The sequence below is a fragment of the Vreelandella malpeensis genome (assembly GCF_020622355.1).
Lineage (GTDB): Bacteria > Pseudomonadota > Gammaproteobacteria > Pseudomonadales > Halomonadaceae > Vreelandella > Vreelandella malpeensis.
In genome coordinates this window covers 167108-176914 of the sequence record NZ_WHVL01000005.1, presented here as the reverse complement: position 1 = coordinate 176914, position 9807 = coordinate 167108, and the positions used below count along the sequence as shown (strand labels likewise).

Sequence of the window (9807 nt, the reverse complement as noted above, 5' to 3'; positions counted from 1 at the left end):
CCTCAGTCTCCCGTATATCTCTGGCCGCCATGGCTGTGACCCTTTCCGCCGCGCCATTCCTGCTCCTGCAGCGTGATACTCGCGTCGATGCGCTGCTGGCGCTCACGTTCTACCAGCTCCCGCACGCCCGGGTAGTCGGCGATCGCGCGCAGCTGCTCGAGCTCGACGCGCTGGCGCTGGATGATGCCGGTGGCGATGTCAGCAACACCCCATAGGTCGCTGAGGGGCTTGCCGTCGGCGCGGACTTTCCCCAGCCCGTAGCAGTGGCCACAGGGTTTGCTCTTATCACCCTTTATCGGGTCGGTGCCAGCGCCCAGGCACAACGGGCAGTCGTCGCGCTCGAGTGGGCGCCACTGCTGGCGCCAGTCGTCTTGGGTTGTGGCGCTCTGGACGCCCTTATCGAGATCCTCGTAGACCACTAGCCACTGGCCCTCTAAAGCGCCGGCGCCCTGGTACTGGGCGATCTCGGCGTATTTGCCGCCGTGATCGCGGTGGGTGTGGGTGGGCTGTGTCATTGATCCCCCGGGGCAGGCAGTAACGGCGGCATATCGCCGGTCTCATACGCGCTTTTGACTTGCGGCAGCATCCAGCCGCCGACGGTGCCGCCGTGGGGCAGCACGATATGGGCCAGGAATTCTTCCTCGAACTCAGTGATACCGGACTCGACGGCCTCGAGCTTCGCCTTGATGACGAGGGCGAGGGCGCGCCACCGTTGGCGGCACGCCTGTTCCCACGCCTTGGCCGCTTGGGCTGGCGCCCGATCGCGCCCGGTTTCGGTTTGCGTGAACTCGCGACTGGCGCGGTCGGGCATCGCCAGATCGAAGCGCACGCGGCGCCCGTGCATCTGGAACGCCATCACCGCGGTGGCACCGTCCCAGCCGTACATGAAGCCGCTGGCGCCGTAGCGGGAGACGGTCTGCTCGATCTCGGCGCGGCTGCGCTCGCTCGAGACGCTGGTGTTTTCTGCGTAGCGGCTCATGCTGCCCCCATTGCCAGTGCTGCTGGCAGTTGGTGATCATTGGCCCGAGCCAGTGCCGCCATCGGCAATGGGCTTACCGAGTTTCCGCACATGCGAGTCTGGGCGGTGATCGTGAATCGGCGCCCGTCGTGGCCGTGATCGATGATGTAGGTTTCAGGGAATCCCTGAGCGCGGTAGAGTTCGCGCGGCTTGAGCATGCGCAGGCAAATATCGACGATGACGTAGGGCGTGCCCTTGATGTAGACGGTGACCAGGGCCAGGCGGTCCTTGGTAGTGATCGTCGTCATCGGATCATTGAGGTCTGCCCATTGGCCGCCGGTGCTGTGGTAGCGCATCAGGAACGCGGCGACGCGTAGTGCGCCTTCTTCTACCTGGGGCGATAGGGTGCAGTTCACCAGCCCGTGATGGTTCGCGCCGGCGGTGATCGTTTGCAGCGGCTCTGCGATCGAGGCGCCGTGCTGGTTGCGCCGCTGCACCATCAGGTGGGCGGTGACGATTTGCTGCTGGGTGCCGCGCCCGGTAATCGTGCTGAGCGGCTCATCGATGGCGCGGCCAGCGCCTTCATAGAATCCGCCATTCATTTGGGCCATGAACGCGGTGGCCACTGCCATGCCGCCGCTGCCTGTGACGGTGTTCATGGGCTCTTCAATATCGCGACTGCCAATGCCCCAGCGCTGAACGCCGCCCGGCTTTCCCTGGCCGTGGGCGAGCTGAACGAGGCAGGGCGAGCCAACGGCGAGCTCACCGCGATGAGCGGCTGTTACGGTACGAAGCGGCTCTTGAATCGAATGCACGCGCCCAGGGCCGCCTTGGTGGGTCACGGGCACGATGAACGGCTCGGCCGCATTGAGCACGAACTTGTCGATACCCTTGGCGATCCGCTTCAGCGTGTTCTCGGCCAGTGGGCGGGGGCGCTCGAAAATGCTCTTGCCGAGATCCGACCAGTCGATGCAGCTCGCCGCCGGCGCGTAGCGCTGTTGCCCCTTGGCAGGCTTGCGGGCGTGGGTGGCTTGTGGCCATACGATTGGGAGATCATCGCGCCGGGCGTAAAGGTAGAGGCGGTCGCGTGTAGTCGGGGCGCCGAAGTCGCAGGCGGCCAGGGTTTGCCACTCGACGGCGTAACCCATGGCGCGTAGCCCCTTGATGAAGTGCCTCCAGTTCTGGCTGCGGCGCTTCTTGCACGGCACCAGAAACTGTTCGTTGACCGGCGTTCGTTCACCAGGTGCGGCGACGGTGCCGTCCAACTTTATGACACGGCCGGTGGCTTTGCAGCGCTTGGCAACGAGTGGGCCCCACTGCATCATCTGCTTGACGTTCTCGAGCGAGAGGACGCGCGGGCGCGTCTTGCCCGCCCACTTGTGCCCGACCCAGGCGAGTGAGCGGATGGCGCGCTTGCGAGGCTGGCCGCCAGCGGCTTGGCTGTGATGGGTGCAGTCGGGGCTCATGTGCAAATGACCCACCGGGCGGCCGCGCGTAGCGGTGAGCGGATCAACTTCGAAAACGTCGCACTGGTAGTGCTCTGCGCCCGGGTGGTTGGCCATGTGCATGCTAATCGCGTCGGCGTCGTGGTTGATAGCGATGTGCACCGGGCGTTTCAGGCCCATTTCAAGGCCAGTGCTGGCCCCGCCGCCGCCGGCGAACAGATCGACGTTGATCTCACCGTCGTAATCGAGTGCGTACTGGGTACGCCAGTGAGGAGCATTGCTCATTGCGCGCCCTCCCCACGGTTCAACACATCACCCAGGCGCGACATCGGACACGCCAGTCCCCAAGTGTTCGTCCAGAAAATGCGCTCGCGCTTTTCCGCCTCGGCGCGCTGCCGCGCCAGGTGCTCTTCGAAAAGCTGGGCTGGGTTGTAGGGCTCGATCAGCGCCGCGCCCCGCACGCCGGCGTGATAGCGTTTGGTGACCATGTAGGGGCTGACGCCGTGCCTTTTTGCCATGGCGCTGAGCGACGTTTTCACACCCGTAACAGGATCGTCGATGTAGATGCCGTTGTGGCGGTAGGCTGGTTTACGCATCGCTACTGCCCTCCGGGTTGCCCTGCTGGCGCTGAGCCTCACCACCCAGCCACTCGACAACCCGCTCGACACTGGCGCGCAAGCACCCGGCCATCAGCACGAAGTCGGTCTCGAGCCGTGCAAGGGCGTCGTCCCCATCATCGGCGAAATCGGCTTCCTCGATCAGCGCATCGCCGAAGCGCAGCGACTTGATTGCCAGATCGTCGTGGAGCACGAACGAGAGCTGGCCCTCGATGCCCAGGGCGAGCTGGGTGGCTTGCCGTCCGTGCTCGAGGTGCTGCTGCACCTCGTCACTGTCGAGGTCGAGCTGGCGCCCGCGCACCACGCCGTCGTCACCCTTGGTCTTGAGCTCCACCTGGTCACCCAGCTGCATGTCGGCGGGGCGGGTGGCCGCGTCGCCAAGCCAGGTGGTCATGGCACGCACCGGTAGCGTTTGCGTGGTCAACGGCGTGACTTTCAACGAGCCCAGGGTTTCGCGCAGCAGATCGAGCGTTTCCTCGGCGCGGGCGCGGCTCGACGTGTTGACGCCGATCAGCTGGCGCTTGGTGTCCCACCACAGGTCTATTTTCTGGCTGCGCACGAAGGCGCGGAGCAGTAGCTCTTCGATTACCTGTTCTTTGAGCGCGCTCTTTTCCTTGCACGTGACCTTGCGGCCTTCGGTTACTTCGATCTCGGCAACGCGCTCTTCCACTTCCTCCTTGATAACCGAGGCGGGCAGCAGACGCTCCTGACGTAGGGCGCTGATAAGGCGGTGCCCATCGTTTTGCAGGGTGTGCAGCAACTGGCCACCGCCCAGGCGGCTAGCGGGGGGCGTCCAGCCCATGCGGCGGGCGTCGGCATTGCCCAATGGCTTGGCGGCGTGCTCAGCCATTGCCAGGGCGGTTTGCTCGGGGCTGAGTAGCTGCATGCCGTGCAGGCGGTAGAGTTGTAGGTGTTTGAACCACATGATGGGCCGCCTTAGTAGTTGTGTGGGTAGCAGAAGTCGTCTGCATCGCAGTCGATGACCAGCTTTGCGCCGCCGTAGTAGAGAGCGACCATTTGCTTTTGCCAGTCATTGCGCCAAACACCCATCTTTTTGCCCATGATGCTGCCGTCGATTTGGGCGGCGTAGACCTCGCCGGTGTCATGGTCATCGTGCTTATCGATTCCACGCGCTCTAACGGCCAGCATGTTGTCTAGGCGGTAAACACTTCGCGTGCTGTAGCTGGGTTCGGAGGGGTCTTTATCAAAGTAAATGTGGTAGTGACCGTCTAAGCTGTCGGACTCCTCAATTTCAATTCGCGGTGCATCCCACTGGTTTTCCATGGCCTGTTCGGCATGCTCCTCAACGAACGATGCCAGCAATTTTCTCAGGCTCACAAACTCGGGCACTTCCAATTCGCTGACGGCTTCGTCAATGGCCTCATGGGCACGGCGCACCATGTCGCTGGCCACGCCTGACTGCTCCCACTTCTCTTTCATAGCGTTGGCAATGAGGCTGTTGTAGCGAGTCAGCTCTACCATGCTGCTGACGTTGCCAGGCATGGCCGCTTGAATGGCTTCTTTCACGGCTTTGCCCATGTCGCCATAGCTGCGAAAGGCATCTTCGATCACGCTGGCGAACATCTTTTCCACGTGCTGGTCGATGATCTCTTTCGGGCGCTCGCTGGCAGTGAACTCAGAGATACGGGCGTGAAGTAGCTGCTCCAGGGTTTGGTTGCTCATTTGGTCTCACCTTTCTGGTTATCGCCCTGGGCGGGCGTGGGCTGTTTGAAGATTCGGTCGAAAGCGGCTTCGTCGATCACTGCGTGTACTCCAGCCATACGGTCTTCTTTGCAGGCTTGCCGCGCTTCACGACGTCGATCTCCTGCGGGTACTTGATCATCAGGTTGCGATGACGCCCTGAGCGGCGCGCCATATCGATGAACTGCCTGGCGAACTGCGGCGCGTCGAACGATGCGCTCACCGGAACCACGCGCTTCCCTTCCATAAGTGCGTCGAATTTCTGGCAAACGCGCTCCTCGTAGACCTTGAGGTCCTCTTGCGGGCGGGGGGGGGTAGCCCTTGCCAGTTGGCGGGCTTTGCTCTCGGTCATGCCGAATACGCGGAAAGTCATGGCGATCACCTCAGAACTGAACGAGTTGGAAAGGCGCGCCGGCGGTATCCGGCATCGCAATCCGCGCCGGCGCCTGCCGATCGGCATCGAGCGCGGGCCCGGCGGGGCGCATACCGGGGCAGGACTCGGCGGCGATGCCCCGGTAGTCCGGCGCGCCGGTGCGCTGGTTGAGCGGCACGCCGCGGCGCTCCTCGGCTTGCCATACGGCGGCATCGGTGCAGTACGCCACCAGCCAGTCGTGCTGGCGCTCGGCGTCGTGCTGGGTGATCTGGCCCAGGGCCAGCAGGGCGGCCAGGGCGGTGCCGCCCAGCAGGGTGCGTCGTTTTTTCGGGGTCATGGCTGAACTCCCAGAGTGAGATGGATTCCCAGGGCGGCGGGCGTTGTGCCGATGAAATCGGCGGCGTCGGTGATCAGCGCCTCCAGCTCGTTGAGCGTGTCGCGATCAGAGCCGGCAATGAATGCGTGCAGCACCATGCGGCGTCGCCCCCGGTCTATCTCGAGCTGGAGCTCAGTGGACTGAATGCGCAGATCCATTCGCGCCAACGCGCCGGTGTTCGTCTCGGCAACCATGCGCGTGATGTCGCCCAAGCGGTTGCCGGCGAGCTGGCTGATGGTCTTGTCGACGGCGCTCATGCGGACGCGCTCCCCGCGCCCCGGCTGCTGGAAACCAGGCGGGTGAGGCTGTGCGGTGTGCGGGTGCGCATCGGCTGACGGTGGCGCAGGGCCGGCGCGTCCGGGGTGATGGCGGTGATCATCAGCGCCAGCAGTAGCGGGGCGATCCAGCCGCGGCGCATGGCCTCGGCGACGGCGGCCGCCGCCCGGTGAGCGTTCAGGTAGTAGAGCAGTGCGGACGCGGTGGCGCTGACGGTGCGCGGTGAGCAACCGCGCAGCTTGGCGATCTCTTTATGCGTGAGCCCGGCGGCGATACAGGCGATCACCTGCGCTTGTACGCGGCTCGGCCATTGGCTATTGCGAGGCCCGAAGCGGCAAGTGAAGCCCTGGCATTCGAATTCTTGGGGTTCGATGGTGTGCATGATGCTTATCCCTGTTTGCTTTATGCCAAGTAAAGCAATGCTTTCATTTTGAGTCAAGCTCAGCTTTACAAAAAATAAAGCAGAGATAAAGCGTGCAAGAAAAAACCCGCACAGTGGCGGGCTTTATGCGGGAGTGGCGATCAGCAGCGTTAGCGGTGGCGCATCCGCATGTCGGCAATGACCACGCCTATGATGTTGCAACTGCCATTGATCTCGAGGTAGGGGTTTTTCCAAGCAGGGTTCAAGGCCTTGAGCATGCGCGGGCTACCTGGCTCTTCGATGAGCCTTTTAAACGTGGCTTCGTTGGTCTCCGTCATGACGGCGATCACATCGTCATTGCTGGCAGCGATTTTTTCCGGGTCAACGAAGATGAATCGACCGGGCGGGTAGTCGGGCAGCATGCTCTCGCCTACGACCTTCAAGACGAACGTTTGCGGGCTGGCGCCCGGGGGCCGGGGAAACCAGTTTGTTGTTTCGGGATCATGATTGATGTCGCATACCTCCGCCCAATGCCCTGCCTGCACCCAGCTGATCTCTGGGCAAAGGCCCGTGATGGCGGGCGCGGGGCCGATTTCTTTGCCATGCGCTTCCTGTGGCGCCACGGCTTCGCGTGAAAAACTCTCGTTGTAAAACCACTCGATGGGCGTTTTCGATAGCCGCGCCAGGACTGCCAGATTGTCATTGGTGATCTTGCCGCTTCGTGGCCATTGCCCGACCGCCTGAGGCGTCACGCCGGCTTCCTCGCCTATCGCCGCCTGGGTGTGGCCCTCCTTCTTGGCGAGCATGATCGCCTGTCGTATCCGATCCTTGAACAATTCGATGTCCATACCACGCCCTTTATAAGTTAAGCACTGCTTTAATTTTGACAGGGGTAGGCAATGCGCTTAAAGCAAGCTATGCTTGATCAATTAGTAAAGCTACGCTTTAGGTTCTCTTATGATCGAAAAAGCCATCGAACACTTTGGAGGGTCTCGCGCCACGCTGTGTGATGCGATCGGTATGACTCCTCAGTTTCTTTCTCAGGTCTGCCGGGGCAAACGGCCTTTGCCGCCACGCTTTGCTGTTCTCATCGAGCAAAAGACGTTCGGTCGCGTTAAGGCTGCCGATCTGCTGCCAGGCGTGTTCTCGCCGTCCGATCACAAACAGTCTACCGCTACCGGCGCGGCTGATTCATCGGTACCGCAACCGTGATTTTGTATACAGGTATTTGTGAGGTGAGGGTATGAGCAAGCTGCCTCCCGTTCTGCGCTACCACGGCGGCAAGTGGAAAATGGCTGACTGGCTGCTGGCGCACTTTCCCAACGCCTCATCCTACGACACGTACGTCGAGCCCTTCGGTGGCAGCGCCAGTGTATTGATGCGCAAGCCTCGCAGCCCGTACGAGGTCTACAACGACATGGATGGGGAGATCGTCAACGTCTTCCGCGTACTGCAAGACGATGTGAAGCGCGAGCGACTGGCTTCTCTGCTGGCGCTTACCCCGTATGCCCGTGCCGAGTTCGAGCTTTCCTATCAAACGTCGGATGACCCCGTTGAGCAGGCACGTCGCACGGTGTTCAGAGCCTTCTCGGGCTTTGGTAGCGGGGCCGCCACGAAGGGGCGCACCGGCTTCCGAGGCTTTTCTGGCTCTAGTGGACGCGGCGTCAACCCCGCCAATTACTGGGCTCGCTTCCCTGACAATCTGGCAGCGTTCGGTGAGCGTTTGTCTGGAGTGGTGATCGAGAACAGGCCCGCCGTGGATGTGATGCGGGATCGCGATGGTGCCCGGGTCATGCATTACGTGGATCCGCCCTACGTCCATGGCACCCGAGCTCTGGGAGCGGATGGCGGTTGCTACCGGCATGAAATGAGTGACGCCGATCACGAGATGTTTCTCGAGGCAATCAAGCGGCTGCGCGGCTTCGTCATCGTGAGTGGATATGACTGCGATCTGTACCGCGATCACCTGTGTAACTGGACCCAGGTCTGTAGTGAAGTTCCAGCGTCCGGACGAGGTAGAACCGTGTTTCGCACCGAGTCGATCTGGCTATCATCGCGAGTTGCGGCTGAGTGCCAGCAGGCGGATATGTTCGCCGGGGGCGCTTGATGCAATACCTCGTCACCATCAACCAATCCAAGGCACTCGCCTGGGGCCTGAATGCCCAGCAGGCCATGCTGTTCGCGTTCCTGTACCAGGTGCCCTCGTGGGCCGATTCCCGCCAGATCGACGGGGCGGTGTGGTTCAACATAGGCAAAGGCAAAATCATTCAGGAGTTGCCGCTTTTGACCGACAAGCCCGATACGGCTTACCGGCTCATGAAGCAGCTGCGCGACGCCGGTTTGATCGACATGACCAGCACCGACAACAAGACCTACATGCGCCTGACAAGCAAGGCGAAGAGCTGGAACAAGGCGCAAGGGTCGGAAAAAAATCCGACCCCACAACCGGGCGCCGAAGGGTCGGAAAAAAATCCGACCCAGCACGGAAAAATATCCGAGGGTCGGAAAAATATCCGCGAAGGGTCGGAAAAATCTCCGACGAATCAAGATACCAAGATCACAACCCCCTCTCTCTCTGACGCGAGCGCGCCGGAAGCGTCCAGCGTGTTCGAACGCGCCGCCGCCCAGGCCGACGACGGCGAACCCGTTGCCGACCCCATCGACTCGCCACGCAAAACCGCGATGACGTTCAATTGGGAGCCTGATCAGGAAACCTACTGGATTGCATGCTACCAGCGCGGGCTGGCCCCGGACGCCAACGTGTACGACGCCTTAACCGACTTCCGCGAGCATTTCACCGCCCAGCCCGCCCGCACGATGACCCATGCCGATTGGACCCGCCGCTTTGCGCGCTGGGTCGCCGAAAATGCCAAGCGCCAGCAAGCCCAGCAGCATACCACCCCGACTACCACCGGAGGCAACGCTCATGAAAACCGCCGCGACCGTACTCCCAAACGCCGTCTCACAGCTCAGGAAGCCCGGGCACGCGCCGAAGGCCGAGCGCCAGAACCCGGCACAGGCCAAACGCTCGACGGCGAATACCGCGCCCACGGTGGCGGCTGGTGACATCGACGAGCTGTTCAACGTGATGGGCGAGCTGTTCGGTGCCCGGTTTACCAGCGACTGGGGCCCGTATGACCAGACCGGCGCTTGGTGGGCCGAGCTCCAGGCGCTGGCGCCGGCACAGCTGGCCGTCGGCCTGCGGAGGGTGCGCCAGCGGGTACAGGACGCCGCCCGCCAGGGTGATACCGCATGGCCGCCGATGCCCGCCGAGTTCGCAGCCCTGTGCCAGCCCCGCGCCGAGGACATGGGCTTGCTGCCCGAGGCAGAGGCCTGGCGCGAGGTGTGCGCTCACGCCCACCAGCCCGGCCAGCACCAGTGGTCGCACGAAGCGGTGCGCATGGCCGGCGCGGCAGTGGGCTGGTGGGAGCTGACCCACGGCGGCGGCGAGACCCGCGCTGGGCGCCTCGAGCGCCAGTTCCGCCGCGAGTACGCCGCCTTGGTCAACCGCGTCATGGCCGGCGAGCAGCTGAGCGCCCGGGGCCTGATCGGTCATGACAGCACCATGACCCGCGCCGAGCGAGCCGAGCGCGCCAGCCGTGAAGCTGCCGCGCGCGCCGCGGCCGATGCCGGCATGCCCGATCGCATGAATTCAACACAGGGGCTGCGCATGATACGCGCCGCCCTGGGGAGCCGATAA

At 63.0% G+C, this 9807-nt stretch carries 15 protein-coding genes; 4 read left to right on the top strand and 11 right to left on the bottom strand.

Annotated elements, in window-relative coordinates:
• Positions 1–2 precede the first annotated feature (2 nt).
• From GEV37_RS12725 to GEV37_RS12675, 11 genes are all read right to left on the bottom strand, one after another.
• Positions 3–515 carry a hypothetical protein gene (locus GEV37_RS12725; protein WP_227390634.1) on the bottom strand — a complete coding sequence of 171 codons (513 nt, stop codon included), beginning with the start codon at positions 513–515 and terminating at the stop codon, positions 3–5.
• On the bottom strand, positions 512–979 hold the full coding sequence (locus tag GEV37_RS12720; protein ID WP_227390633.1) for a hypothetical protein: 468 nt from the start codon (positions 977–979) through the stop codon (positions 512–514). The genes GEV37_RS12725 and GEV37_RS12720 overlap by 4 nt, the downstream gene beginning before the upstream one ends.
• The gene (locus GEV37_RS12715) at positions 976–2688 is read right to left on the bottom strand and encodes a DNA cytosine methyltransferase (RefSeq protein ID WP_227390632.1); all 1713 of its coding nucleotides are present in this window, start codon (positions 2686–2688) and stop codon (positions 976–978) included. The genes GEV37_RS12720 and GEV37_RS12715 overlap by 4 nt, the downstream gene beginning before the upstream one ends.
• Complete coding sequence (locus GEV37_RS12710) at positions 2685–2999, bottom strand: hypothetical protein (protein ID WP_227390631.1); 315 nt, start codon at positions 2997–2999, stop codon at positions 2685–2687. The genes GEV37_RS12715 and GEV37_RS12710 overlap by 4 nt, the downstream gene beginning before the upstream one ends.
• Positions 2992–3945 (bottom strand): recombination-associated protein RdgC, encoded by a 954-nt coding sequence (locus tag GEV37_RS12705; protein WP_227390630.1) that lies wholly within the window; start codon positions 3943–3945, stop codon positions 2992–2994. Before GEV37_RS12705 ends, GEV37_RS12710 begins: the two co-directional genes overlap by 8 nt.
• Positions 3946–3956: 11 nt before the next feature.
• Entirely contained in the window at positions 3957–4703 is a 747-nt protein-coding gene (locus GEV37_RS12700) for a hypothetical protein (protein WP_227390629.1), read from the bottom strand.
• A gap of 76 nt (positions 4704–4779) precedes the next feature.
• Complete coding sequence (locus tag GEV37_RS12695) at positions 4780–5094, bottom strand: hypothetical protein (protein ID WP_227390628.1); 315 nt, start codon at positions 5092–5094, stop codon at positions 4780–4782.
• A 10-nt stretch (positions 5095–5104) separates the two neighbouring features.
• Entirely contained in the window at positions 5105–5431 is a 327-nt protein-coding gene (locus GEV37_RS12690) for a hypothetical protein (RefSeq protein ID WP_227390627.1), read from the bottom strand.
• Positions 5428–5727, bottom strand: coding sequence for a hypothetical protein (locus GEV37_RS12685; RefSeq protein WP_227390626.1), 300 nt, complete (start codon positions 5725–5727; stop codon positions 5428–5430). Before GEV37_RS12685 ends, GEV37_RS12690 begins: the two co-directional genes overlap by 4 nt.
• Positions 5724–6128 (bottom strand): LuxR C-terminal-related transcriptional regulator, encoded by a 405-nt coding sequence (locus GEV37_RS12680; RefSeq protein ID WP_227390625.1) that lies wholly within the window; start codon positions 6126–6128, stop codon positions 5724–5726. The genes GEV37_RS12685 and GEV37_RS12680 overlap by 4 nt, the downstream gene beginning before the upstream one ends.
• 149 nt (positions 6129–6277) lie before the next feature.
• On the bottom strand, positions 6278–6955 hold the full coding sequence (locus GEV37_RS12675; RefSeq protein ID WP_227390624.1) for a LexA family protein: 678 nt from the start codon (positions 6953–6955) through the stop codon (positions 6278–6280).
• Positions 6956–7064: 109 nt separating this feature from the next.
• On the opposite strand from GEV37_RS12675, the gene GEV37_RS12670 reads away from it, so the two are divergent.
• Genes GEV37_RS12670 through GEV37_RS12655 form a run of 4 tightly spaced genes read left to right on the top strand, consistent with a single transcriptional unit; the run spans position 7065 to position 9807 of the window.
• Positions 7065–7319: a transcriptional regulator gene (locus GEV37_RS12670; protein WP_227390623.1), complete on the top strand. Its 255-nt coding sequence runs from the start codon at positions 7065–7067 to the stop codon at positions 7317–7319.
• Between the two features lie 31 nt (positions 7320–7350).
• Positions 7351–8214 (top strand): DNA adenine methylase, encoded by an 864-nt coding sequence (locus GEV37_RS12665; RefSeq protein ID WP_227390622.1) that lies wholly within the window; start codon positions 7351–7353, stop codon positions 8212–8214.
• The gene (locus tag GEV37_RS12660; RefSeq protein WP_227390621.1) at positions 8214–9173 is read left to right on the top strand and encodes a DnaT-like ssDNA-binding domain-containing protein; all 960 of its coding nucleotides are present in this window, start codon (positions 8214–8216) and stop codon (positions 9171–9173) included. Before GEV37_RS12665 ends, GEV37_RS12660 begins: the two co-directional genes overlap by 1 nt.
• Positions 9160–9807: a replication protein P gene (locus tag GEV37_RS12655; RefSeq protein ID WP_227390620.1), complete on the top strand. Its 648-nt coding sequence runs from the start codon at positions 9160–9162 to the stop codon at positions 9805–9807. The genes GEV37_RS12660 and GEV37_RS12655 overlap by 14 nt, the downstream gene beginning before the upstream one ends.